Genomic DNA, 24,122 nt, shown 5'->3' with positions numbered 1-24,122 from the left:
CCTTCTGCTCGACTGTAGGGGCCGACCTTACGGCGCGGCCCTCATAGCGCGGTCTGACGATCACGCAACGGGCGCTTGACCCTTGCGGCGACCGCGTTCAGGTACGGTCGCATGACCGAAAGTAGCGTGCCAGACAGCCTGATTCCCTACGACGAGATCGTGCAGGAGGCCCTGCGCGCAGTCGTCGGCCGCGTGCTCGGCGAGGTCGAGCGTGGCGGCGGGCTGCCCGGCGAGCATCATTTCTACATCACCTTCAAGACCGGCGCACCCGGCGTCGACATCCCCAAGCACCTCACCCAGCGTTTCCCCGACGAGATGACGATCGTCATCCAGAACCGCTTTTGGGAACTCAAGGTTCGCCCGGACGCGTTCGAGGTGGGCTTGAGCTTCAACCAGGTGCCGTCCAAGCTGATCGTGCCGTTCGCGGCAGTGACCGGCTTCGTCGATCCCGCGGTCAACTTCGCACTGCAGTTTCAGGCGCAGGCCGACGACGCCGAGCCGGAGCCCGCCGAGGCCGAGAACGACGCGCCAGTGGCCACGACCGAGGACGGCTCGAACGTCGTCTCGGTGGATTTCACGCGCAAGAAATAGGGACAGCCGTTCCCCGGCGAAGGCCGGGGCCCAGGCCCGCAGTTTGTGGCAGTCGCGACCGCGATACGGTGAGCTGAGGCCTGGACCCCGGCCTGCTCCAGGGAATTACGGTCGAACGTCTGCGCCCTTCACGATCCGTCCCGCCTGCTCGAACAGTGTAAACGTCCCGCGGGCCGCTTCGGTGGCCGCAGCGATCTCATCGGGGCTCCGCAGCTGCTCGTCGAGCCGCGCGAGGAAATTCCGCCAGGCGCCGGGCGGCTGTGGCGTGCCGAGATAGTATGTCGGCGACGTCTCGGCGACTCCGCGGGCAAGCAATGCTCCGCCTAGTCGCGACCCCTCGACGACATAGGCGGCGCCCCATTGGGCGGCAGGCGTGTCAAGCGGCGGCGCGGCGAGCGGCGGCGGCATCGCGTCGCCCAGCGCCGCCAGATCGGCCGCGATCGCCGACCCGCGCCGCCGCGCCGGCCAATCGTCGAGCAGAGCGGCGAATCCCGCCGCATCGAGTGCCGCCTCGACCGACGGCAGCGCCATCGCATGCGCCGTCAGAAAGGCACGGTAATCCACCGGATCGTCGAGCCGGAAACGCCCGAACAGCGCATCGAGCCGCTCGTGATCGCCCGCGGTGTCGCGGCGCAGAGCGGCGCGCGCGTCAGCCACGACGGCCGAAGACCCGCGCGAAGATCGTATCGACATGCTTGAAATGGTATCCCAGATCGAACTTGTCGTCGATCTCCGCGGGCGACAGCGCCGCGGTCACTTCGGGATCGGCCTTGAGCAGTTCGAGCAGCGAGAGTTCGCCGTCCGACTCCCACACCTTCATCGCGTTGCGCTGGACGAGACGATAGGAATCCTCCCGGCTCACCCCGGCCTGCGTCAGCGCCAGCAGCACCCGTTGCGAGTGGACGAGGCCGCCCATCCGATCGAGATTCTTCTGCATCCGCGCGGGATAGACGAGCAGCTTGTCGATCACCCCCGTCATCCGCGCGAGCGCGAAGTCGAGCGTGATCGTCGCGTCCGGCGCGATGCCGCGCTCGACCGACGAGTGCGAGATGTCGCGCTCGTGCCATAGCGCGACATTTTCCATCGCCGGCGTTACTGCGGCGCGGACGAGCCGCGCCAAGCCGGTGAGATTTTCGGTCAGCACCGGATTGCGCTTGTGCGGCATCGCCGACGAGCCCTTCTGTCCGGGAGAGAAATATTCCTCCGCCTCGAGCACCTCGGTGCGCTGCAGATGGCGAACCTCGATCGCCAACCGCTCGATCGACGAGGCGACGACGCCGAGCACCGCGAAGAACATCGCGTGACGGTCGCGCGGGATCACCTGCGTCGAGACGGGTTCGACCGCGAGGCCAAGCTTTTCCGCGACATACTCTTCCACGCGCGGATCGATGTTGGCGAAGGTGCCGACCGCGCCCGAGACGGCGCAGGTCGCGATCTCCTCGCGCGCCGCCACCAGCCGTTTGCGGCACCGCGCGAACTCGGCATGCGCCTGCGCGAGCTTGAGCCCGAAGGTGACGGGCTCGGCGTGGATGCCGTGGCTGCGGCCGATCGTCGGCGTGAGCTTATGCTCGAAGGCGCGGCGCTCGACTACGACGAGCAGCGCGTCGACGTCGGCGATCAGCAGGTCGGCGGCGCGCGCCAGCTGGACCGCGAGCGCGGTGTCGAGCACGTCGGACGAGGTCATGCCCTGGTGCATGAAGCGCGCCCAATCCTCGCCCGAATGCGCCGCCACCTGCTCGGCAACCCAAGTCAGGAAGGCGATGACGTCGTGCTTGGTAACCGCCTCGATCGCGTCGATCGCCGGGACGTCGATCGCGGGATTGGTCGCCCACCACGCCCACAGCGCGTCGGCGGCGGCGGCCGGCACGACGCCGAGCTCCGCGAGCGCCTGGGTCGCGTGCGCCTCGATCTCGAACCAGATACGGAAGCGGCTCTCCGGGGTCCAGATCGCGACCATTTCGGGGCGCGAGTAACGCGGGATCATGCGGTTGTCCTGTAGGCGTGACGGAAAGCGCCGCGCCTAGCAGAGGCACCCCGCTGCGGCAACGCGCGCGATCAATAGGGTGCCGCATCCCCTGCCCCGACCACGATCGCATCGACCTGCAGCGGCTGCCCCTTGGCGAAGCGGAGCGCGAGCGTCATGTGCCCGTCGGGCTTGATCGCCGGACTGACACCGAACAGCATGACGTGATTGCCGCCGGGCGCGAAGACGAGCGTTCCGTGTGCCGGAAGATCAAGTCCGTCGAGCCGCTGCATCCCCGTCATAGCGCCACCGGGCCCGGTCTTCATGCTTTGGTGGAGCTCGCTCGACCCTGCCGCTTCGCTGTCGACCGACACCAAGCGTGTCGCATCGGGCCCGCCCTGCACAGTCAGATAGGCGGCCGCGGGATTGCCCGGCACCGCGGCCAGCCGCACCCAGGCATGCGTCGCGCGCAATCGATCGGCCGGATGGCAGCCGCCCAGCACCAGCAGAACGAGCGGGACGGCACCCGAAAAAAGGCGCAAACGCATAGACTTTCTGTCCCTGATCGTTACGCCGCTGGGATTAGGCGTCACACACGCTTGCAGCAAGCGCGGGCCTTCTTATATCGCCGCCAGAGCATTCCTCTCGCCATTCGCTTGATGAGGGGTGGCGGAAGGCTCGTCGAACCTATCGAGAGATTACGGGGATTTTGAATGGCTAAGGTTATCGGCATCGATCTCGGCACCACCAACAGCTGCGTTGCTGTGATGGAGGGCGGCAAGCCCAAGGTGATCGAGAATTCGGAGGGCGCGCGCACCACCCCCTCCATCGTCGCGTTCACCAAGGATGGCGAGCGTCTGATCGGCCAGCCGGCCAAGCGCCAGGCGGTCACCAATCCCAGCAACACCATCTTCGCGGTGAAGCGCCTGATCGGCCGTCGCTTCGACGATCCGATCACCAAGAAGGACACCGAACTGGTGCCCTACGAGATCGTCAAGGGCGCCAATGGCGACGCCTGGGTCAAGGCCGGCGGCGAGGACTATTCGCCCAGCCAGGTCTCAGCGTTCACGCTGCAAAAGATGAAGGAAACCGCAGAATCCTATCTCGGCGAGACGGTGACGCAGGCGGTGATCACGGTTCCGGCCTACTTCAATGACGCGCAGCGCCAGGCGACCAAGGACGCCGGCCGCATCGCGGGCCTTGAGGTGCTTCGCATCATCAACGAGCCGACCGCGGCCGCGCTCGCCTACGGGCTCGAGAAGGACAACAACAAGACGATCGCGGTCTATGACCTTGGCGGCGGCACGTTCGACATCTCGGTGCTCGAGATCGGCGACGGCGTGTTCGAGGTGAAGTCGACCAACGGCGACACCTTCCTCGGCGGCGAGGATTTCGACAACAAGATTGTCGAATATCTTGCCGAGGGCTTCAAGAAGGACGAGGGCATCGACCTCTCCAAGGACAAGCTCGCGCTCCAGCGCCTCAAGGAAGCCGCTGAGAAGGCAAAGATCGAGCTGTCCTCGGCGCAGTCCACGGAAGTGAACCTGCCGTTCATCACCGCCGACCAGAACGGCCCCAAGCATCTCGTCCGCACGATCACGCGCTCGGATCTCGAGAAGCTGGTCGAGGATCTGGTCCGTCGCACGATGGAGCCCGTGAAGAAGGCGCTCGCCGACGCCGGTCTCAAGGCCGATGCGATCGACGAGGTCGTCCTCGTCGGCGGCATGACGCGCATGCCGCGCGTCCGCCAGGCGGTGAAGGACTTCTTCGGCAAGGAGCCGCACACCGGCGTCAACCCGGACGAGGTCGTCGCGATCGGCGCGGCGGTGCAGGCCGGCGTGCTGCAGGGCGACGTCAAGGACGTGCTGCTGCTCGACGTGACGCCGCTGTCGCTGGGCATCGAGACGCTGGGTGGCGTGTTCACCCGGATGATCGATCGCAACACGACGATCCCGACCAAGAAGTCGCAGACCTATTCGACCGCCGAGGACAATCAGAACGCGGTCACGATCCGCGTCTTCCAGGGCGAGCGCGAGATGGCGGCCGACAACAAGATGCTCGGCAATTTCGACCTGATCGGCATCCCCGCGGCACCCCGCGGCGTCCCGCAGATCGAGGTCACGTTCGACATCGACGCCAACGGCATCGTCAACGTCTCGGCCAAGGATCGCGGCACCGGCAAGGAGCAGCAGATCAAGATCCAGGCATCCGGCGGTCTCAGCGACGGCGACATCGACCAGATGGTCCGCGACGCCGAGAAGTTCGCCGAGGAGGACAAGAAGCGCCGCGAGGCGGCCGAGGCGAAGAACAACGCCGAAGGCCTGATCCATTCGACCGAGCGCCAGCTCGAGGAGCATGGCGACAAGATCGACGCGTCGTTGAAGGCCGAGATCGAGGCGGCGGTCGCCGAGGCCAAGACCGCGGTCGAGGGTGGCGAGCCCGCGACGATGACCGAGAAGGCACAGGCACTGGCGACGGTGTCGATGAAGCTCGGCCAGGCGATCTATGAGAAGGAGCAGGCCGCAGGCGCCTCGCCGGGTGCCGAGGCGCCCAAGCAGGACGATGTGGTCGACGCGGAGTTCTCCGAGGTCGACGACACGAAGTAAGGTGAAACCCTCTCTCCTTGGGCGAGAGGGATACGGAGACTTAGTGGCGGAGCCACTTAGTCGGAGTTGGGTGAGGGCCCGCGGTATACGTGGCGTGCCCTCACCCTCCCGCCGGCTAAAGCCGGCGGGCCCCTCCCTCTCCCCCAGGGGGAGAGGGGAGAAGAGGACTCAATGACCGATATCGATTTCTACGAATTGCTCGAATGCGAGCGCACCGCCGACGGCGCGACAATCAAATCGTCCTATCGCCGGCTCGCGATGGTGCACCATCCCGATCGCAACCCCGGCAACCCCGAAGCCGAAACCAAGTTCAAGGCGATCTCCGAGGCCTATGACTGCCTCAAGGATCCGCAGAAGCGCGCGGCCTATGATCAATATGGCCATGCCGCGTTCCGCCAGGGCGGCGGTGGCGGACAAGGCCAGGGCTTCGAAGGCTTCTCCGATATTTTCGAGAGCGTGTTCGGCGACTTCATGGGCGGCGGCCGGCAGCAGCGCGGCGGCCAGCGCCGCGGTGCGGACCTGCGCTACGATCTCGAGATCAGCCTCGAGGACGCCTTCAACGGCAAGACCGTACCCGTCACGATCGATGTCGCCGCCAACTGTACCGTGTGCGAGGGCACCGGTGCCAAGCCGGGGACGTCCGCCAAGACCTGCAAGACGTGCGCGGGTCACGGCAAGGTGCGTGCGCAGCAGGGCTTTTTCGTTGTCGAGCGGGCGTGTCCGACCTGCCACGGGGCGGGCCAGGTGATCACCGATCCCTGCACCGCGTGTCGCGGCGAGGGTCGGATCGACAAGGAGAAGACGCTCGAGGTCAAGATTCCCGCGGGCGTCGACGAGGGTACGCGCATCCGGATCTCGGGCGAAGGCGAGGCCGGCGGCCGCGGCGCGCCCCCGGGCGACCTGTACATCTTCCTCCATGTCACCCAGCACGCCTATTTCGTGCGCGAGGGAACGACGCTGGCGGTGCGCGCGCCGATCAGCTTCACCACCGCAGCGCTCGGCGGCGAAATCGAAGTGCCCGGAATCGATGGCGAGGCGGTGACCGTCAAGATTCCCGCCGGCATTCAGTCGGGCAAGCAGCTGCGTCACCGCGGCTCGGGCATGACCGTGCTCAATCAGCGCGGCCGCGGCGACCTCGTCGTCGAGATCGCGGTCGAGACCCCGACCAAATTGTCGGGGCGCCAGAAGGAATTGCTCGCCGAGTTCCGCGAGACCGAGACCGGTGACGAAACGCCTGCCTCGACCGGCTTCTTCGACAAGCTCAAGGGCATGTTCGGCGAGTGACCGAGCCGCATCCGCTCGATCGGCCGGTGTGGAATGCACTGCATGCCGGTTGGGCGGATCGGTTGGACCGCGCGGGCCGGGCAGTGCGACTGGCGCCCGAATACGGTCCGTTCGCGGCGGCGCCAGATATGTTGCCCGATACTCTGAGGGATCTGGCGACCCTGGTCGACGCGGGTGAAGAGGCATGGCTGGTGGAGAAAAACGAGCCGCCAGCCAACCTAGGCGACCTCAAGATTCTCCGTAGCGCCGTCTGCGTGCAGATGTGGGCGCCCTCGATCGATGCGACGCCGCCCGCCTTCGATATCGTCGAACTCGGCGAGGCCGACGCTGGCGCCATGCGCGCGCTTGCCGATCTCACCAAGCCCGGCCCGTTTCGACGCCTCACCCATCGCCTCGGCCGCTTCGTCGGTGTTCGTGATGCCGGGCAGCTCGTCGCCATGGCCGGCGAACGGATGCGCCTTGACGGCTATGTCGAGGTGAGCGGGGTCTGCACGCACCCCGCGCATCGCGGACGCGGCTATGCAGGCGGCCTGATGCGACAGGTGGCGGGTCGGATCCTCGCGGAGGGCGAGACGCCTTTTCTTCATGCCTATGATCACAATGCCGGCGCGCTTGCGCTGTACGAAACGCTCGGCTTCCGCCGGCGCGCGACCTTCAGCCTGACGGTCGTGACCCGCTGACCAATCAGGGCATGCCTTCGAGGAGCCGCTCGTAGAAGCCACCGAACCGCCCGTCCGGCGAGACGAGATGGATTTCGAGGATCCAGTGGCGCGGCCGCCCCTCGGCATCGGGGGCGCGCATCGGCTGCGGATTGCGCGGGCTGATCCGCCGCAGCTCCTTGTCGCCGGGCTGCCGCGCATAGGGGAATTCGCCGACGAGGTGACCGGCGATCCTGCCGCCGAAGCGCCAGCCCCGTTGCTCGGCTTCCGCCTCGGCAGCCGCATACAGCGCCGCACCGGTCATGTCGGGGTCCGCGTCGAACCGCGCCTTCACCGCGTCGAATACGATAGGGAGATCAGCGCACAGCGCATGTTTGAGCGGATCGCTGCCGACCGCATAGCTGCGACCGACGTCCGCCTCCCATGGGCCGAAGACGGGGCCGAGATCGAGAAAGACGATGTCGTCCGTCTCGATCATGCGATCGGGCGCCGCCTCGCCGGCGACGCACAGCGTATTGACGCCGGCGCGCACGATCCGGTCGTGCCAATGCTCGGTGACACCGAAGTCGCGCGCGGCGATGGCGAAGATCGCGCGCTCGATCTCGAGCTCGGTGCGGCCGGCCTGGATCAGCTCGGCTGCCTCGATCGCGTCCAATAATGCGAGCGCCTTGCGTTCGGCGGCGAGCAACGCCGCGAAGGGAGCGTCTTCGGTCTCGATCATCGATGCTCCCCGCTGGTCTCGCCGGCAACCGTAAGCGCTTAGGCCGACGCCTCGACGCCCGCGCCTTCGCCCTTCTTCGCGACGCCGACCATGGCGGGGCGCAGCAATCGGTCCTTGATCATCCAGCCCGACTGCATCTCATGGACGACGGTGCCCGGCGCCTGATCGGCCGATTCCATCTCCATGATCGCCTGATGCTTGTTGGGATCGAGCGGCTGGCCCAGCGACTCGATACGCACGATGCCATTGCGCTGAAACACGGTTTCGAGTTCCTTGCCGGTCATCTCGATCCCGGTGATCAGCGGCTTCATCTTGTCCTGGTCGCGAAGCTCGGGGGGAATTGCGGCGAGCGCCCGTGCAAGGTTGTCCGCCACCGAGAGCATGTCGCGAGCGAAGTTGGTCGTCGCATAGGTGCGCGCGTCGGACACCTCCTTCTCGGTGCGACGACGCAGATTCTGCATCTCCGCCTGCGTGTAGAGGACTTGATTCTTGGCCTCTTCGAGTTGCGCCTTGAGCGCGTCATGCTCGGCCACCTCGGGCGCGGCGTCGGCCGTTTCGGCGCGGAGGGTGTCGTCGGTAGTGCCGTTGGTCTCGTCAGTCATGCCATCAACCTGGAAAGCGCGTGCGCGGTGAAATCCACCATCGGTACGACGCGTGCATAATTCAACCTCGTGGGCCCGATCACGCCGACCACGCCCACGACGCGCCCCTCACGGGCGCGATAGGGCGCCGCGATAATCGACGAGCCCGACAATGAAAACAGCTTGTTCTCCGATCCGATGAAGATCTTGGTCGCAGACCCGTTGCGCGCGCCGTCGAGCAGGCGCGCAATCTCCTCCTTGCCTTCGAGCTCGTCGAGCAGCTGACGGACCCGCTCGAGATCCTCAGCGGCGGCGGGATCGATCAGATTGGCCTGACCACGCACGATCAACACCGGCCGCGCCGCGCCGTCGATCGACCACACCGCCAGTCCACGCTCGACGAGATCGCGGCTGACACGATCCAGCTGCGCGCGTCCTAGCCCGATCTCGGCGCCGAGCCGCGCCTGCGCCTCGCTGAGCGTGAAGCCGGCAAGCTCGGCGCTGATATAGTTCGCCGCTTCGATCAGCGCGGACGGCGTCGTGCCCGGCGGCAGCGCGACCACGCGGTTCTCGACACTGCCGTCCGAGCCGACCAGCACCGCCAACGCCTGGTCGTGGGTCAGCGGCACGAAGCCGAATTGCCGGAGGATGGGCTCCTGCTTCGGCACCAGCACGAGCCCCGCGCAGGCGGACAGTCCGGACAGCACGGCAGATGCGGTGGCGAGCGCCTCCTCGATCGGACCTCCGCCCTGCCCGACCCCGCGCTCGATGGCGGCCCGTTCGGCGTCGGAGGGCTCGTCGGTCTGCATCATGCCGTCGACGAACAGCCGCAGCCCGCTCTCGGTCGGCATCCGGCCGGCGGAGATATGCGGCGCGGCGAGCAGTCCCGCTTCCTCGAGATCCTGCATCACGGTGCGGATCGAGGCAGGCGACAGATTCAGCCCGGACAGCTGCGAGATCGTCCGCGACCCGATCGGCGTACCCGAGCGCAGATAGCTTTCCACGACGACGCGGAACACGCTGCGCGCGCGATCGGACATTTCGAGGACGGGCGGGACGGGCATTATCAGCTAGATGTAGGGGTTACGCGCCTCCGGCTCAATGACGGATGCGTGACGCGCCGAATCGATGACGACGATGGCGGATGCACACTGGCTCTCACCCGTCGCACCCGCTACAGCCCGGCGCATCTCATCACAGGAGCCACCATGCGTCCCTCAGGCCGCGCACCCGACCAGATGCGCCCCATCCTCATCGAGCCGAACGCCACGCGCCACGCCGAGGGCAGTTGTTTCATCAGCTTCGGCGACACCAAGGTGCTCGTCACCGCCTCGGTCGAGGAGCGCGTACCCCCCTTCCTGCGCGGCAAGGGCCAGGGCTGGGTCACCGCCGAATATGGCATGCTGCCGCGCGCGACGCACACCCGCGGCAATCGCGAGGCCGCCAAGGGCAAGCAGTCCGGCCGCACCCAGGAAATCCAGCGCCTCATCGGTCGCTCGCTGCGCGCGGTGATGGACATGAGCCTGCTCGGCGAGCGCCAGATCACGCTCGATTGCGACGTCATCCAGGCCGACGGCGGCACGCGCACCGCGTCGATCTCGGGCGCGTGGGTCGCGCTGCGCATCGCGATCGACAAGCTGCTCGCCGACGGCAAGCTCGCGGTCGATCCGATCACCGCACAGGTCGCGGGCATCTCCTGCGGCATCTACGAGGGCACGCCGGTGCTCGACCTCGACTATATCGAGGATTCGAACGCGCATGCCGACGGCAATTTCGTGCTGCTTTCGACCGGCAACATCGCCGAGGTCCAGGCGACCGCGGAGGGTGCCACCTATGACGAGGAAGCGCTGCTCCGCCTGCTCCGGCTCGCCCGCATCGGCTGCACCGAGATTTTCGCGGCGCAGTTGACGGCCACCGGTCGGTGACGCGCAAGCTGGCGCCCGGCAAGCTGGTGATCGCCAGCCACAACAAGGGCAAGCTCGTCGAGATTGCGGCTTTGCTTGGTCCTTACGGGATCGAGCCGGTGTCGGCGGCGTCGCTCGACGTGCCCGAGCCCGAAGAGACCGGCACCAGCTTCGCCGCCAATGCCGAACTCAAGGCGCGCTTTTCGGCGGATCTTACCGGCCGGCCCGCGCTCGCCGACGACAGCGGGCTATGCGTCGATGCGCTCGACGGCGATCCCGGTATTTTCTCCGCACGCTGGGCCGGCGAGACCAAGGACTTCGCCAAGGCGATGGACCTGGTCGAGGCCAAGCTCGCGAGCAAGCCGCGCGACTCAGGGCGCGATGCGCATTTCGTCTGCGCTCTGTCACTCTGCTGGCCGGACGGGGAGATCATCACGGTCGAAGGCCGCGTCGATGGCCATCTGTGCTGGCCGCCCCGCGGCGGCAACGGCTTCGGCTATGACGCGATGTTCGTGCCGTGGCACCACGAGCTCAGCTTCGGCGAGATGGATCCGGACAGGAAACATGCGATGAGCCACCGGGCGGACGCCTTCCGCAAGCTCGTCGCGGCGGTGTTTTGAATCCCCTCTCCCCCCCGGGGGAGAGGGTGGGGCCCGCCGGCGAAGCCGGTGGGCGGGTGAGGGCACGCCATCCCTTGCCGTTCATGCCCTCACCCGCCCAGCGTTCGGCTGAGCCCCCATCTCTCGCCCGCGGGGGAGAGGGCAACCTCGCCCTCTACGTCCACTGGCCGTTCTGCGTCTCGAAATGTCCGTATTGCGACTTCAACAGCCATGTCCGCGCCGCGATCGACGAAGCCGCGTGGCGGGACGCCCTGCTCGCCGACCTCGCCCATGAGGCGCCGCTGACTCCGGGCCGACCCCTCGGCTCGATCTTCTTCGGTGGCGGCACACCCTCGCTGATGGCACCCGCGACGGTCGCCGCGGTGCTCGACGCGGCTGAACGCCATTGGGGCTTCGCGCCCGGCATCGAGATCACGCTCGAGGCCAATCCCTCCTCGGTGGAGGCGGCCAATTTCGCGGCGCTTGCACATGTCGGCATCAATCGCGTCTCGCTCGGCCTTCAGGCCCTCGACGACAACGCGCTGCGCTTCCTCGGCCGCGCGCATGGCGTCGCCGAGAGCCTTGCGGCGCTCGATACCGCACAGGCGGCGTTCGCGCGGGTCAGCATCGACCTGATCTATGCCCGTCCCGACCAGAGCGAAGCCATGTGGCGCACCGAACTCGATCGCGCACTGGCCTTCGGTACCGAGCATCTGTCGCTCTACCAACTGACCATCGAGCCCGGCACGCACTTCGCCGCGCTGGCGGCCAAGGGGGCATTGCCGACGCTCGACACGGAGACGGCCGCGCAGCTGTTCGAACTCACCCGCGCGGCGACCGCATCTGCAGGCCTCCCCGCCTATGAGATCTCCAACCACGCGCGGCCAGGTGCGGAAAGCCGACACAATCTCACCTATTGGCGCTACCGCGACTATCTCGGCGTCGGACCCGGGGCGCATGGCCGCCGTAACGGCCTCGCCACCGTGCGGCGGAAGAAGCCCGAGAATTGGCTCGCCGCGGTCGCGCGCAATGGCCATGGTCTCGAAAGCGAGGAAGTGCTCGCGCCCGCAACGCGCGCGATGGAGGCGCTCCTGATGGGGCTGCGGCTCGGCGAAGGCGTCGATCTTACGGCACTTTCGGCGCGGCTCGGGCTGCCGATCGACGCAATGGTCGATGCGCGCGCGATCGACCGTCTGGCGGAACATGGACTCATTGCGCGCGATCGCGACCGGCTCATCGTCGAGGAACCGGGCATGCTGCTGCTCGACGGCATCCTGGGCGAGATCGTCCGCTAACCGTTCCCCGCGAAAGCCGGGCCCCCTCGCCCGCATCCGACAGCGGCATGGCCGCAAATGGCGAGCGAAGATCCCGGGGCTACGCCAGAGAGCAATCTACACGACCTGCGTATCGAAGATCGGCACGAACCCGCCGTAGATCATGCGCTTGCCGTCGAACGGGATAGCGCGGTCGGGCGTCATCATGCGCGGATCGGACCAGATCTTGTCGTGCGCCGCGTCGCAGGTGGCCTTGTCCGGCCAGACGATCCACGAAAAGACGACATTCTCGGTCGCCTCCGCCTTTACGGCCTTGTGGAAATCGGTGACCTGCCCGTCGGGCAGCGCGTCGCCCCAGCATTCGACGATCCGTTCGGCCCCATAGTCTTGAAACACAGGTGCGGTCCTGGCGGCCATATCGCGATAGGCTTCCCGGTTGGCCACCGGCACCGGAATCACGAACCCCTGCACATAGCCCATCGCACCTCTCCCGCTATCAGCCTCCGAACCCCTGCGCCGCCGGCGACACCACCGTCATTCCGCCCGCCCCGATCTGCTTCACCTCGAGCATGCGCTCGGCGATACCGTCTCGGCCGAAGCGAAATGCGCCGTCGACGCCCGAGAAGCCGCCCTTGTCGACCAGCCGCCCTTCCGGGAACGGCGTGCCCGGCCGCCAGTCGGCCGAGATCCGCACCGCGAGCAGCACCGAATCATAGCCGAGGCTGGCCAGGCGGAACGGCCCCTTGCCGAAGCGCGCGCGATATTTGGCGGAAAATTGCCCATAGAGACTGTCCGACACCGCCGCGAACCAGGCGCCGGCCATCGGGCGGGCCGCGGCCAGCGCCGGCTCGGTATTCCAGAGCTCGGTGCCGAGCAGCCGCGCGCTCGATCCCGCCTTGCGCACCAGCGGCGCTGCCACCAGCGCGATCTTGCCATTGTCGGCGACCAACAACGCATCATAGCCCTTGGGATCGCCGAGCTTCTTGATCGCGACCGCGAGGCTGGCGGGACTGCGGTCATAGCCCTGCATCGACACCACGGTGGACTGCGCATCCTCCGCCGCCTTGATCACCGCATTCGACGCGCGGCGGCCATAAAGGCCATTGGGCACCAGCGCTGCGATCCGCGTCAGTCCCCGGCCGTGCGCATAATCGATCACCCGATCGATCGACTCGGTCGGCGTGAAGCCGAGCAGATAGACGCCACGCCCCGCGATATCGACGTCATTCGAAAAGGACAGCACGGGCACGTGCGCGGCCGCGGCGATCGGAGCGACCGCGCGCACGTCGGGCGAAAGCAGCGGTCCGAGGATCAAGCCATTGCCCTCCGCGATCGCCCGCTGCGCCGCGGCAGCGGCACCCGTCGCGGTGTCATAGGTCGTGATGCGCAGTGCGCCGCCGCCCGAGTCGATCAGCGCCATATTGGCGGCATTGGCGATCGACTGGCCGATCCCGGCTTCCGCGCCGGTCAGCGGCACCAGTACCGCGACGCGGTCGCGCGCCTCATTGGGTAGCCGCCCCGGCTGCGCCGTGGTCGGCCCGCGCGGCGGCGGGGCAAACGGTCCCGGCCCCTGGGTGCGCGGCACCACGCCGGAGCAGCCCGCGAGCAGCAGCGCGACGGTCAGGCCGCCCCACCGCATGCCCCTCGGCCGCATCGCCGGTTGCGATGCGTATAAGCCCTCTGCCATGACATCCCCTATGCACGAAATTCTTGCCCCAGGCCTCTACATCGTCGCGACCCCGATCGGCAATCTCGGCGATCTGTCGCCGCGCGCTGCCGACATATTGGCACGCGCCGACCTGATCGCGGCCGAGGACACACGGGTCACCGCCAAGCTGCTCCGCCATATCGGCACCGAGCGGCCGATGATCCCCTATCATGATCACAACGCCGACCGCGTGCGCCCGAGGCTGGTCGCGCGATTGGGCAGCGAGGCGATCGCCTTGGTCTCGGACGCGGGAACGCCGATGATCTCCGACCCGGGGTTCAAGCTCGTCCGGGACGCGCGCGCCGCGGGCGCCAACATCGTGACGTTGCCGGGGCCCTGTGCGGCGGTAGCGGCGCTGACGCTGGCGGGCTTGCCGACCGACCGCTTCCTGTTCCTCGGCTTCCTCCCCAACAAGGAGAAAGCGCGCGCAGACGCGATCGCCGAGGTCGCGGCGATCCGCGCAAGCCTGATCTTCTACGAAAGCGGCCCGAGGTTGGGCGCGGCGCTGGCGGCGCTGGCGAGCGGCTTGGGTGATCGCGAGGGCGCGGTGGCACGCGAGATCAGCAAGCGCTTCGAGGAATGCGTGACGGGCACGCTGTCGGCGCTTGCCGACCGTTACGCGACCGAGACCCCCAAGGGCGAGATCGTCGTCGTGGTCGGCCCGCCCGGCGAGGCGGCGAGACCGCAGGTCGAGGATCTCGACGCGTTGCTGCGCGAGGCGCTCGACCGGCTGCCGATCGCCAAGGCCGCCAAGGAGGTCGCCGCCGCCACCGGCCTCGATCGCCACGACCTCTACACGCGCGCCTTGGAACTCAGGGCGTGAAGCGCCAGGCGGCGGAAGCGCGCGGTCGGTTCGCCGAAACGATCGCCGCCAACTTCCTCCGCCTCAAGGGCTGGACGATCCTCGACCGCCGCGTGCGCACGCCAGCGGGCGAGGTCGACATCGTGATGCGCAAGCCTGGGCTCGTCGCCTTCGTGGAAGTGAAAAGCCGCAAGGATCAGGCGGCGCTCGATCTCGCGCTCGATCGCCGACGGCTGATGCGCGTCGCGGCCGCCGCCGAATATCTGATGTCGCGCTATGCGGTCGCCGGCGACGACATCCGCATCGACGCGGTGCTGATCGCGCCGGGCCGGTTGCCGCAGCATCTCGAGCATATCTGGCAGGGGTGACATCCTCAATGCCCACGCCTACCTCCGCATCCGTGCCGAGCGACGTCGCGGTGCCGTCCCGCGACGTCGCGCGGGACGAATGAAGGGGATTGAGCCTGTGAGCCTGCGCGTCGCCGTCCAAATGGACCCCATGGAATTGGTCAAGATCGGCGGCGATTCGACCTTCGCCTTGATGCTCTCGGCGCAAGCCCGTGGCCACACGCTCTACCACTATGCCGCGAGCGACCTTTCCTATCGCGACGGCCGGGTGTTCGCGCCGGCGCGGCGGATGACCGTGCAGCGCGTCGATGGCGCGCATTTCACCGCGGGCGAGATCGAGACGCTCGATCTCGGCGCGGACACCGACGTCGTGCTGATGCGGCAGGATCCGCCCTTCGATCTCGCCTACATCACCGCGACACACCTGCTTGAGCGCGTCCAGCACGAAACGCTGGTGGTCAACGATCCCGCATCGGTTCGCAACGCGCCCGAAAAGCTGTTCGTACTCGATTATGCCCGCTTCATGCCCCCGACGCTGATCACGCGCAGTCTCGCAGAAACGCGCCAATTCCACGACGAGCATGGCGAGGTCGTGATCAAGCCGCTCTACGGCAATGCCGGCTCGGCCGTGTTCCATGTCGCGCGGCGCGACGCCAATCTGGCGGCGCTGACCGAATTGTTCGGCGAGGTGTGGCGCGAGCCGTTCATGGTCCAGGCGTTCATTCCCGACGTCTCGAAGGGGGACAAGCGGATCGTGCTGGTCGACGGCAAGGCGGCGGGGGCCGTCAACCGCCTGCCCAAGCCCGGCGAGATCCGGTCCAATCTGGCGGTCGGCGGATCGGGCGCCGAGACCGAATTGACGCCGCGAGAGATCGAGATTTGCGACGCGCTAGGCCCAGAACTCGCCAAGCGCGGATTGGTCTTCGTCGGGATCGACGTGATCGCCGGTTACCTCACCGAAATCAACGTCACCTCGCCCACCGGCATCGTCGCGATCGACCGTTTCAACGGCACCGATACTGCTGCGCTCATCTGGGAGGCGATCGAGGCCCGCGCCGCGGCGCGGGGCTGAGGGCTTCTTGCGGCGCCGATCAGGCGTCGGCGTGACCGCCGCCCGCGGGAAAGTCGAGCGCCACCATCTTCGCCGCCACCGCATGCGCGTCGATCGGATAGGCGCCGCTCGCGATCAGCGACTTGATCGCATCGACCTTCTTGGTGTCGATCGGCGCCGAGGCGTCAGCGAGCAACGCAAACAGGTCGGACGTGTCGTTTGCGGGCGCGGCCTTCGCGGGCGTTGCCACAACCGCCGGTGCCGCGGGTGCGACGGGCGTCGATTGCACGCTGGGGAGGCTGCTTGCTGCGCCTGTCTTGTTGATGCCGTCCATCCCGAACTCCGATCCTGATCCTATCTCGAACCCGATTACGGCGGGGTCCGCGATAACTTAAACATGCCCCGGCACATTTCGACCTAAGTCTCATGCACGCGGGTGCGCGGCGCGGTACACGTCCAACAAATGCGCCGTATCGACCGCGGTATAGATTTGCGTCGACGAAAGGCTGGCATGGCCCAGCAGCTCCTGCAATTGCCGCAGATCGGCACCGCGGCCGAGCAGATGCGTCGCGAAGCTGTGGCGCAGCGCATGCGGCGTCGTGCGGTCGGGCAGGCCCAGGCGCACGCGCGCGCCGGCGACCGCACGCCGGACGATCGCCGCATCAAGCCGCCCACCCTTGGCGCCGCGGAACAGCGCCACGCCCTTTGTCAGAGGCCAGGGGCAGATCGCGGCATAGCCCGCGATCGCCGCGCGCACGACGGCAAGCAGCGGCACCACGCGCGCCTTACCGCCCTTGCCGGTGACGATGATCGCCTCGCCGAGCGGCAACAGCCCGGCATCGAGCGCCATCGCCTCGCCGACCCGCAAGCCCGCGCCGTAGAGCAGCAGCAGTACCGCAAGATCGCGCGCGGCGATCCACGGCACGTCGCGCGCATCGGCGGCATCGGCGGCGAGCGCCCGCGCGTCGGCGGGCCCGATCGGCCGCGGAACGCCGCGTTTGACGCGCGGCGCGTGGATACGGGGTATGGAGGTGCCCTCGCCACCCGCGAACAGCAGGAAGCTGCGCACCGCCGACAGCTCGCGCGCCGCCGAGGCATTGGTCAATTCATCGTCCGCGCGGCGCCGCGCGAGATAGGCGCGCAGATCCGCACTGGTCAGCGTCGCCAGCATCGCCGCATCGACCGGGCCGCCGCGATACCCGCCGACGAAGCCGATCAATCGGTGCGCGGTCGCGACATAGGCCCGCACCGTGTGCGCGGACAGCAGCCGGTCGCGGCGAAGATGATCGGCAAAGGCGGCGGCGATGAACCGCGCCGGATGGTCGTCGAGGGTCAGGGGAGCAGCCACCGTCCGACCATACGCGCGAGGGTCGCGCCGAGGAAGGCGAGGAGTTCGGAGCCGTGGCGCGTCTCGAAACGCTGTTCGGAACGCTGCCCCAGCGCGATCAGACCGCACGGCAGCGGCGCACGATTGTCGAGCCGGATCAGCGCCTCGGCGCGGATCAGCGAGGCGGCCGGCCCGAACAGCGGATGACCGCGCTCGACGCCGCGCAGCACGACGCTGTCGATGCCGCGCACCGCCCGCGCGATCACACGGCGATCGACGAACTGGAGACCATTGGCGTCCGCCCGCAGGCCGGTCTCGCCGACATGCAGCGCCAGCGCGACCGCGTCGACGCCAAGCATGTCGGGCCAGTCCTGCGTGACGATATGGATGAGATGATCGAGCCCCTCGGCCTCGATCGCCGCGAGCACCGCGACATGGATCGCGGCGACCGCACCCGAATGACCCCGAGCGAAGGCGATCAGGTCCTGATTGGCCTCCTCAACCTCGGCGACGCGCGCGCGCAGCGTCGCCACCGCCCGGTCCTCGAAGTTGATCACGCTGCCCATGCGGGGGAGAGTAACCCAAGATGGTTAAAAGGAAATGGCGGTTTCGACGCGTCGTGCTCACCAGCCTTTTTGCTGATCATGCTCGCGCCACGTCTTGATCTGACAGCCGGTCCAGCCGCTGGCGCCGACGGTGCTGCACGACCCCCGCGTCAGATCCTGCGAGGCGCCGTCACCGTCGATCAGCCGCTGGCGTTCGCGCGACACGCTGTCGACGCTGCCGCGCACGTCGAAGCCCCTATCCTCGTCGCGCAGCGGCAGGCGATAGCGATCGGCATCGCCCGGCCGGCGGCCGCAGACGGTGATCGCGTCGCTGGTAGCGGGCGACTGGCACCGATCCATACTGTCCCGGATCGCCGGGCCGAAACCGGCCGCCGCGCCGACAATGCCCGGACCTATCGCCGGCGCGAGGACGGTCGCCAAATATAACGCTGCCGCTATCATGCCTCGACGAACAACCGGCTGGGGCCGTCGTGGCCGGGGATGTCGATCATCCCCGTTTCCCGAAATCCGAGCTTCACGAGCAGCCGCGCCGACACCGCGTTCTCCGGCGCGGTGATCGCCAGCAACGGCCCGATCTCCAGCGACGCGCGGCTCCACGCCATCATCCCGCGCCCCGCCTCATAGCCATAGCCGCGGCCGGTGTGTTGCTCGAGATAGGCGAAGCCGAGATCGGGGCCGTCGAGGCCCGCGCGCTGCACCAGCCCGCACAGCCCGACCGCCTCGTCATTCTGCTTGAGCGAGACCCGAAACATGCCGAATCCATGCGCCGCGTATGACGCGAGCACCCGATCGCGGACATAGGCTTCGGCATCGGCGATTGTGCGGACGCCGCGATCGCCTATGTTGGCGATGAACCCCGGATCGGTGAGCATTGCCAGCAGGAAGCCGGCATCGTCTTGCGTGATCCGCCTGATCCGAAGCCGCTCCGTCTCGAACATGATGCGTCCCCTACCCTCTTCGCTCTGCGGCGCAGGCCTCGGCCCAGGCCGTTCGCTTTTCATCCAACGGGGCGTCCACCACAAGCCGCGGGCCTGCGCGCCGGCGTGTGCCGGGGAACGGCAATAGCATGAGCCGTGCCCGCGTCCTGCTGCTCAACAGCGCCCTCGGCCCGCTCGACTATCGCGTCCCGCGCGAGATGACGGTGGCGCCGGGATCGATCGTACTCGCACCGCTCGGCCCGCGCCAACTCGCCGGCGTGGTGTGGGAGGCGGAGCACATGCCGTCGGACGCCGAGGTCGGCGACAACCGGCTGCGCAATCTCGCCGCCGCCTACGACCTGCCGCCGATCGCGGCGCCCCTGCGCCGGCTGATCGAGTGGACCGCCAATTATTATCTCAGCCCGCCCGCCGCCGTGCTGCGGATGGCGCTGTCGTCGGCGAGCGCGCTCGACGGCGGACGGACCGTGATCGAATATCGCGCGACCGGCGTCGCACCGGAACGCCTCACGCCGCAGCGCGCGCAGGCCCTCGAGCGGATCGGCGAGCGCCAGGGGTTGGTGCGCGAACTGGCGGCGATCGCTGACGTTTCCGACGCGGTGATCCGCGGCCTGGTCAAGATCGGCGCGATTGAGGCGGTCGAGATCGCGGTCGACGATCCCTTCCCCCTGCCCGATCCACGCTTCGGTCCCCCCGAATTGTCGGCGGTCCAGCGCGCGGTCGCCGAGACGATCGTCGCCGCGGTGCAGGCGAAGAAATTCGATCCGATGCTGCTCGACGGCGTCACGGGATCGGGCAAGACCGAGGTCTATTTCGAGGGCATCGCCGCCGCGGTCGAAGCTGGTAGGCAGACGCTCGTCCTGCTGCCCGAGATCGCGCTCACCGAGCCGTTCCTCAAGCGTTTCGCCGCGCGCTTTGGTCATCTTCCCGTCGCCTGGCATTCCGACCTGCGCCAGTCGCAGCGGCGGCGCGCCTGGCGCGCGGTGGCGAGCGGCGAGGCCAAGGTCGTGGTCGGCGCGCGCTCGGCGCTGTTCCTGCCCTATGCCGATCTCGGGCTGATCGTCGTCGACGAGGCGCATGAGACCAGCTTCAAGCAGGAAGAGGGCGTGATGTACCATGCCCGCGATGTCGCGGTGATGCGCGGGCATTTCGAGCAGGTACCGGTGGTGCTCGCCTCCGCCACGCCCGCGATCGAGACGCGGCAGATGGTCGAGATCGGCAAATATCGCGAACTCAAGCTGCCCGGCCGCTACGGCGTCGCACAGATGCCCGCGATCTCGATCGTCGACCTGACGCTCGATCCGCCGATGAAGCAGCGCTGGCTCGCGCCGTCCCTGGTCGTAGCGCTGCAGGAGACGCTTGAGCGCGGCGAGCAGTCGCTCCTGTTCCTCAACCGTCGCGGCTATGCGCCGCTGACGCTGTGCCGGCATTGCGGCCACCGCTTCCGTTGCCCGAACTGCACCGCCTGGATGGTCGAGCACCGACTCACCGCGCGGCTGGCCTGCCACCATTGCGGCCACGTCATGCCGCCGCCCGCCGCTTGCCCCGAATGCCATGAGGAGGACAGCCTCGTTGCCTGCGGCCCCGGCGTCGAACGCATCGCCGACGAGGTCGCAGCCCTGCTGCCCGACGCGCGCACCGCGATCATCACCTCGGACACGATCTGGTCGCCCGCCAAGGCCGCCGAGTTCGTCAACCGGATGGAGGCGGGCGAGATCGACGTCGTCATCGGCACGCAACTGGTCACCAAGGGCTATCATTTTCCCAATCTCACCCTGGTGGGCGTGGTCGATGCCGATCTTGGCCTCGCCGGGGGCGACCTGCGCGCCGCCGAGCGCAGCTTCCAGCAGATCGCACAGGTCGCCGGACGTGCCGGCCGAGGCGCCAAGCCGGGCCGCGTGCTGCTCCAGACCCGCGAGCCGGGTGCTCCGGTGATCCAGGCACTGCTCACCGGCGATGCCGAGAGCTTCTATCATGCCGAGACCGAGAGTCGTCGCGAGGCCGGCGCGCCGCCGTTCGGCCGCTATGCCGCGATCATCGTCAGCTCCGAAAAACTTGACGAAGCGGTCGATACCGCGCGGCTGATCGGCCATGCCGCGCCCGAGGTGGAGGGGATGATGGTGTTCGGCCCCGCCCCCGCCCCGCTCGCGATGCTGCGCGGCCGCCACCGCCAGCGGCTGCTCGTCCACGCCCGTCGCGCGCTCGACGTACAGGACGTCATTCGCAGCTGGTTGGGTGGTCTCGAATGGAAACGCGGCGTACGCGTCGCGGTTGACGTGGACCCATACAGCTTCCTGTAAGCGTTGGGATGCCAACCGACCTTGATCCGACAGTGGAGAATGCGTGTGATCCGACCCGGCTACCCCGTCCTTATCGCCATGGCGATGACCGGTCTCACGATCACCCCGCCGCTGAACGCGGCGGTCCCCGCCAAGAAGGCGCCTGCAACCTCTCATACGGCCGCGCCGATCGCGCCCGCCGCAAATGGCGACGTCACCCGCGCGCAGATGCTTGCCCAGGTGAAGCAGGTCTTCAACCTTGCCGACACCAATCATGACGGCTTCATGAGCCGCGCCGAGTTCGCCGCGCGCATGGGCGTCGTGATCAACCGTCTGCCACCCGATTCGACCGCGGCCCCCACCAAGGAGCAGGCGCAAAAGATGCTCGATGCCGCCAACAACGCCTTCAACGCAGTCGATACCAACCACGACGGCAAGCTCAGCCTGACCGAGGCAAGCGCTCGCCCGCTCGCGGCGTTCGACGCGATGGATGCCAATCACGACGGCATATTGACGCTGGCCGAGAAGCAGGCGGCGCGCGATGCACAGGCCGCCGCGCAGGGTGGACCGATCGGTCCGCCCGTCGTCGCGCCCACGCTGCCCGGACACTGAGGCCGGTCCGTCCGACGGCGTTGGACGGGGTTCGGATCGGCTCGCCGCCGTTGTCTGCATCCGCTGTACGGGCAGCCGATCCGACGCGCGGCGGGGCGGCGGCGGCCGGTCTTGCATCCACCCCGCCCGCCTGCTAACCGGCCCGCAACCCGTGCTGGGACGCCCTTTGGCGCCCCCCTTTTTGCATGGGCGATATAGCATCCGGGGGATTGGGCGCGCGTGGACATTTCCGGCGGTATTCAGGCTAGCCTCAGCGGGCGTTACGCGCTGGCGCTGTTCGAACTCGCGCGCGACGACCGTGCGCTCGATCAGGTCTCGACCGATCTCGACACGATAACGGCGGCCTTGGCAGAAAGCGCCGATCTGCGCGCGCTGCTCAAGAGCCCGCTGATCGGTCGCACCGACTTGCGCAAGGCGATCGCCGCGGTCGCCGAGTCGCTGGGGCTCGGCAAGATCGCGACCAACCTGCTCGGCGTGCTCGCCAGCAACCGCCGCCTGGTCCAGCTTCCCGCGGTGATCCGCGGCTTCAAGTCGCTCAACGCCGCGCACCGGGGTGAGACCACCGCACAGGTCGTCTCCGCGCACCCGCTCGATGCCGAGCAGATCGGCGCGCTCAAGGACAAGCTGCGCCATCGCTTCGGCCGCGAGGTTGCCATCGAGGCGACCGTCGACAAATCGATCCTCGGCGGATTGATCGTGAAGATGGGCTCGCGCCAGATCGACGGATCGATCCGCACCAAATTGAACACGCTCGCGCACGCGATGAAAGGCTGAACATGGATATCCGCGCCGCAGAAATCTCGAAGGTCATCCGCGACCAGATCGCCAATTTCGGCACCGACGCCCAGGAGTCCGAAGTCGGCCAGGTGCTGTCGGTCGGCGACGGCATCGCGCGCATCTTCGGGCTCGACAACGTCCAGGCCGGCGAGATGATCGAGTTCGCCAACGGCGTGCAGGGCATGGCGCTCAACCTTGAGGCCGACAATGTCGGCGCGGTGATCTTCGGGTCCGACGCGCAGATCAAGGAAGGCGACACGGTCAAGCGCACCGGCACGATCGTCGACGTGCCGGTCGGCCGCGGCCTGCTCGGCCGCGTGGTCGACGGCCTCGGCAACCCGATCGACGGCAAGGGCCCGATCGTCTCCGACCAGCGCTCGCGCGTCGAGGTGAAGGCGCCCGGCATCATCCCGCGCACCTCGGTCCACGAGCCGGTGCAGACCGGGCTCAAGGCGCTCGACGCGCTCGTCCCCGTCGGCCGCGGCCAGCGCGAGCTGATCATCGGCGATCGCCAGACCGGCAAGACCGCGGTCGCGATCGACGCCTTCATCAACCAGAAGGGCCCGAACGCGGGCACCGACGAGAAGGCCAAGCTCTACTGCATCTACGTCGCGATCGGCCAGAAGCGCTCGACCGTCGCGCAGATCGTCCGCCAGCTCGAAGAGAATGGCGCGATGGAATATACCATCGTCGTCGCCGCGACCGCCTCCGAGCCGGCCCCGCTGCAGTTCCTCGCGCCCTACACCGGCTGCGCGATGGGCGAGTATTTCCGCGACAACGGCATGCACGGTCTGATCGTCTATGACGATCTCTCCAAGCAGGCGGTCGCGTATCGCCAGATGTCGCTGCTGCTGCGCCGCCCGCCGGGCCGCGAAGCCTATCCGGGCGACGTCTTCTATCTGCACAGCCGCCTGCTCGAGCGCGCCGCCAAGATGTCCGACGCGCATGGCGGCGGCTCGCTGACCGCGCTGCCGATCATCGAGACGCAGGCCGGCGACGTCTCCGCCTACATCCCGACTAACGTGATCTCGATCACCGATGGCCAGATCTTCCTCGAGACCGACCTGTTCTACCAGGGCATCCGCCCCGCCATCAACGTCGGCCTTTCGGTGTCGCGCGTCGGCTCGGCCGCGCAGACCAAGGCGATGAAGAAGGTCGCAGGCTCGATCAAGCTCGAGCTTGCCCAGTATCGCGAGATGGCGGCGTTCGCGCAGTTCGGCTCGGATCTCGACGCGTCGACGCAGAAGCTGCTCAACCGCGGCGCGCGCCTGACCGAGCTGCTCAAGCAGGGCCAGTTCCAGCCGATGCCGTTCGAGGACCAGGTCGTCTCGATCTTCGCGGGCACGCAAGGCTATCTCGACAAGATCCCGGTCAGCGACGTCACGCGTTTCGAGCAGGCGCTGCTCTCGGACCTCAAGACCAACCATCCCGAGGTGCTCGAGCTGATCCGCACCACCAAGGATCTGGGCGACGAGGCCAAGGGCAAGCTCAAGGCCGCGCTCGACGCCTTCGCCAAGACCTTCGGCTGAGCTGACC

Annotated in this window: 27 protein-coding genes; 14 read left to right on the top strand and 13 right to left on the bottom strand. The window is 67.8% G+C overall.

The genetic code is table 11. From position 1 onward, the window contains the following. Positions 1-111: 111 nt before the first annotated feature. On the top strand, positions 112-591 hold the full coding sequence (locus tag Q0326_RS12205; protein ID WP_298690790.1) for a ClpXP protease specificity-enhancing factor SspB: 480 nt from the start codon (positions 112-114) through the stop codon (positions 589-591). Positions 592-696: 105 nt separating this feature from the next. On the opposite strand, the gene Q0326_RS12200 is transcribed toward Q0326_RS12205, so the two are convergent. From Q0326_RS12200 to Q0326_RS12190, 3 genes are all read right to left on the bottom strand, one after another. After that, on the bottom strand, positions 697-1,248 hold the full coding sequence (locus Q0326_RS12200; protein ID WP_298690787.1) for a biliverdin-producing heme oxygenase: 552 nt from the start codon (positions 1,246-1,248) through the stop codon (positions 697-699). Continuing rightward, complete coding sequence (purB, locus tag Q0326_RS12195; RefSeq protein WP_298690784.1) at positions 1,241-2,575, bottom strand: adenylosuccinate lyase; 1,335 nt, start codon at positions 2,573-2,575, stop codon at positions 1,241-1,243. Before purB ends, Q0326_RS12200 begins: the two co-directional genes overlap by 8 nt. A 71-nt stretch (positions 2,576-2,646) precedes the next feature. Then, the gene (locus tag Q0326_RS12190) at positions 2,647-3,102 is read right to left on the bottom strand and encodes a copper chaperone PCu(A)C (RefSeq protein ID WP_298690781.1); all 456 of its coding nucleotides are present in this window, start codon (positions 3,100-3,102) and stop codon (positions 2,647-2,649) included. A 165-nt stretch (positions 3,103-3,267) separates the two neighbouring features. On the opposite strand from Q0326_RS12190, the gene dnaK reads away from it, so the two are divergent. The 3 genes from dnaK to Q0326_RS12175 all read left to right on the top strand — a co-directional run bounded on the left by dnaK (position 3,268) and on the right by Q0326_RS12175 (position 7,124). Then, positions 3,268-5,160, top strand: a complete 1,893-nt coding sequence (gene dnaK, locus Q0326_RS12185; RefSeq protein WP_298690778.1) for a molecular chaperone DnaK — start codon at positions 3,268-3,270, stop codon at positions 5,158-5,160. Positions 5,161-5,331: 171 nt separating this feature from the next. Further along, positions 5,332-6,444, top strand: coding sequence for a molecular chaperone DnaJ (gene dnaJ, locus Q0326_RS12180; protein ID WP_298690775.1), 1,113 nt, complete (start codon positions 5,332-5,334; stop codon positions 6,442-6,444). Further along, positions 6,441-7,124 (top strand): GNAT family N-acetyltransferase, encoded by a 684-nt coding sequence (locus Q0326_RS12175; RefSeq protein WP_298690772.1) that lies wholly within the window; start codon positions 6,441-6,443, stop codon positions 7,122-7,124. Before dnaJ ends, Q0326_RS12175 begins: the two co-directional genes overlap by 4 nt. A gap of 4 nt (positions 7,125-7,128) precedes the next feature. Here the strand turns inward: Q0326_RS12175 and Q0326_RS12170 are convergent, their stop codons facing one another. Genes Q0326_RS12170 through hrcA form a run of 3 tightly spaced genes read right to left on the bottom strand, consistent with a single transcriptional unit; the run spans position 7,129 to position 9,469 of the window. Next, complete coding sequence (locus Q0326_RS12170; RefSeq protein WP_298690769.1) at positions 7,129-7,824, bottom strand: M24 family metallopeptidase; 696 nt, start codon at positions 7,822-7,824, stop codon at positions 7,129-7,131. 38 nt (positions 7,825-7,862) lie between these two features. After that, positions 7,863-8,426 carry a nucleotide exchange factor GrpE gene (grpE, locus tag Q0326_RS12165; protein ID WP_298690766.1) on the bottom strand — a complete coding sequence of 188 codons (564 nt, stop codon included), beginning with the start codon at positions 8,424-8,426 and terminating at the stop codon, positions 7,863-7,865. Beyond that, complete coding sequence (gene hrcA, locus Q0326_RS12160) at positions 8,423-9,469, bottom strand: heat-inducible transcriptional repressor HrcA (RefSeq protein WP_298690763.1); 1,047 nt, start codon at positions 9,467-9,469, stop codon at positions 8,423-8,425. The genes grpE and hrcA overlap by 4 nt, the downstream gene beginning before the upstream one ends. Positions 9,470-9,613: 144 nt before the next feature. Here hrcA and rph point away from each other — a divergent pair, with 144 nt between their 5' ends. Genes rph through hemW form a run of 3 tightly spaced genes read left to right on the top strand, consistent with a single transcriptional unit; the run spans position 9,614 to position 12,203 of the window. Next, positions 9,614-10,330, top strand: a complete 717-nt coding sequence (gene rph / locus Q0326_RS12155) for a ribonuclease PH (protein WP_298690760.1) — start codon at positions 9,614-9,616, stop codon at positions 10,328-10,330. Continuing rightward, positions 10,327-10,929: an RdgB/HAM1 family non-canonical purine NTP pyrophosphatase gene (rdgB, locus tag Q0326_RS12150; protein WP_298690757.1), complete on the top strand. Its 603-nt coding sequence runs from the start codon at positions 10,327-10,329 to the stop codon at positions 10,927-10,929. The genes rph and rdgB overlap by 4 nt, the downstream gene beginning before the upstream one ends. A gap of 56 nt (positions 10,930-10,985) precedes the next feature. Then, entirely contained in the window at positions 10,986-12,203 is a 1,218-nt protein-coding gene (hemW, locus tag Q0326_RS12145; protein WP_298690753.1) for a radical SAM family heme chaperone HemW, read from the top strand. Positions 12,204-12,299: 96 nt separating this feature from the next. Here the strand turns inward: hemW and Q0326_RS12140 are convergent, their stop codons facing one another. Together Q0326_RS12140 and Q0326_RS12135 are read right to left on the bottom strand one after the other, a co-directional pair. Then, positions 12,300-12,662 carry a DUF1428 domain-containing protein gene (locus Q0326_RS12140; RefSeq protein ID WP_298690750.1) on the bottom strand — a complete coding sequence of 121 codons (363 nt, stop codon included), beginning with the start codon at positions 12,660-12,662 and terminating at the stop codon, positions 12,300-12,302. Positions 12,663-12,678: 16 nt separating this feature from the next. Continuing rightward, on the bottom strand, positions 12,679-13,821 hold the full coding sequence (locus tag Q0326_RS12135; protein WP_298690747.1) for a penicillin-binding protein activator: 1,143 nt from the start codon (positions 13,819-13,821) through the stop codon (positions 12,679-12,681). A gap of 58 nt (positions 13,822-13,879) precedes the next feature. Between Q0326_RS12135 and rsmI the strand changes: the two genes are divergently transcribed. The 3 genes from rsmI to gshB all read left to right on the top strand — a co-directional run bounded on the left by rsmI (position 13,880) and on the right by gshB (position 16,111). Next, entirely contained in the window at positions 13,880-14,713 is an 834-nt protein-coding gene (rsmI, locus tag Q0326_RS12130; RefSeq protein WP_298690744.1) for a 16S rRNA (cytidine(1402)-2'-O)-methyltransferase, read from the top strand. Then, positions 14,710-15,060, top strand: coding sequence for a YraN family protein (locus Q0326_RS12125; protein WP_298690741.1), 351 nt, complete (start codon positions 14,710-14,712; stop codon positions 15,058-15,060). The genes rsmI and Q0326_RS12125 overlap by 4 nt, the downstream gene beginning before the upstream one ends. 79 nt (positions 15,061-15,139) lie before the next feature. After that, the gene (gshB, locus tag Q0326_RS12120) at positions 15,140-16,111 is read left to right on the top strand and encodes a glutathione synthase (protein WP_298690738.1); all 972 of its coding nucleotides are present in this window, start codon (positions 15,140-15,142) and stop codon (positions 16,109-16,111) included. A gap of 19 nt (positions 16,112-16,130) precedes the next feature. Here gshB and flgM read toward each other — a convergent pair whose 3' ends face one another. From flgM to Q0326_RS12095, 5 genes are all read right to left on the bottom strand, one after another. After that, a complete protein-coding gene (gene flgM, locus Q0326_RS12115; protein WP_298690735.1) occupies positions 16,131-16,379 on the bottom strand; it encodes a flagellar biosynthesis anti-sigma factor FlgM in 249 nt (82 codons plus the stop codon). Between the two features lie 135 nt (positions 16,380-16,514). Beyond that, positions 16,515-17,438 carry a tyrosine recombinase XerC gene (locus tag Q0326_RS12110; RefSeq protein ID WP_298690732.1) on the bottom strand — a complete coding sequence of 308 codons (924 nt, stop codon included), beginning with the start codon at positions 17,436-17,438 and terminating at the stop codon, positions 16,515-16,517. Beyond that, complete coding sequence (locus Q0326_RS12105; RefSeq protein ID WP_298690730.1) at positions 17,423-17,983, bottom strand: DUF484 family protein; 561 nt, start codon at positions 17,981-17,983, stop codon at positions 17,423-17,425. Before Q0326_RS12105 ends, Q0326_RS12110 begins: the two co-directional genes overlap by 16 nt. A gap of 57 nt (positions 17,984-18,040) precedes the next feature. Then, the gene (locus tag Q0326_RS12100) at positions 18,041-18,403 is read right to left on the bottom strand and encodes a hypothetical protein (RefSeq protein ID WP_298690727.1); all 363 of its coding nucleotides are present in this window, start codon (positions 18,401-18,403) and stop codon (positions 18,041-18,043) included. Between the two features lie 17 nt (positions 18,404-18,420). Beyond that, a complete protein-coding gene (locus Q0326_RS12095) occupies positions 18,421-18,921 on the bottom strand; it encodes a GNAT family N-acetyltransferase (RefSeq protein ID WP_298690724.1) in 501 nt (166 codons plus the stop codon). A 128-nt stretch (positions 18,922-19,049) separates the two neighbouring features. On the opposite strand from Q0326_RS12095, the gene Q0326_RS12090 reads away from it, so the two are divergent. The 4 genes from Q0326_RS12090 (at position 19,050) to atpA (ending at position 24,115) form a co-directional block, all read left to right on the top strand. Then, entirely contained in the window at positions 19,050-21,218 is a 2,169-nt protein-coding gene (locus tag Q0326_RS12090; protein WP_298690721.1) for a primosomal protein N', read from the top strand. An 84-nt stretch (positions 21,219-21,302) separates the two neighbouring features. Beyond that, complete coding sequence (locus Q0326_RS12085) at positions 21,303-21,809, top strand: EF-hand domain-containing protein (RefSeq protein WP_298690718.1); 507 nt, start codon at positions 21,303-21,305, stop codon at positions 21,807-21,809. Between the two features lie 219 nt (positions 21,810-22,028). Further along, positions 22,029-22,583 (top strand): F0F1 ATP synthase subunit delta, encoded by a 555-nt coding sequence (locus Q0326_RS12080; protein ID WP_298690714.1) that lies wholly within the window; start codon positions 22,029-22,031, stop codon positions 22,581-22,583. 2 nt (positions 22,584-22,585) lie between these two features. After that, entirely contained in the window at positions 22,586-24,115 is a 1,530-nt protein-coding gene (gene atpA / locus Q0326_RS12075) for a F0F1 ATP synthase subunit alpha (protein WP_298690711.1), read from the top strand. Positions 24,116-24,122 lie beyond the last annotated feature (7 nt).

Source organism: uncultured Sphingomonas sp., from assembly GCF_937859915.1.
Lineage (GTDB): Bacteria > Pseudomonadota > Alphaproteobacteria > Sphingomonadales > Sphingomonadaceae > Solisphingomonas.
Note: the sequence above shows the minus strand (reverse complement) of the source record. Positions and strands in the feature narration are given on the sequence as shown.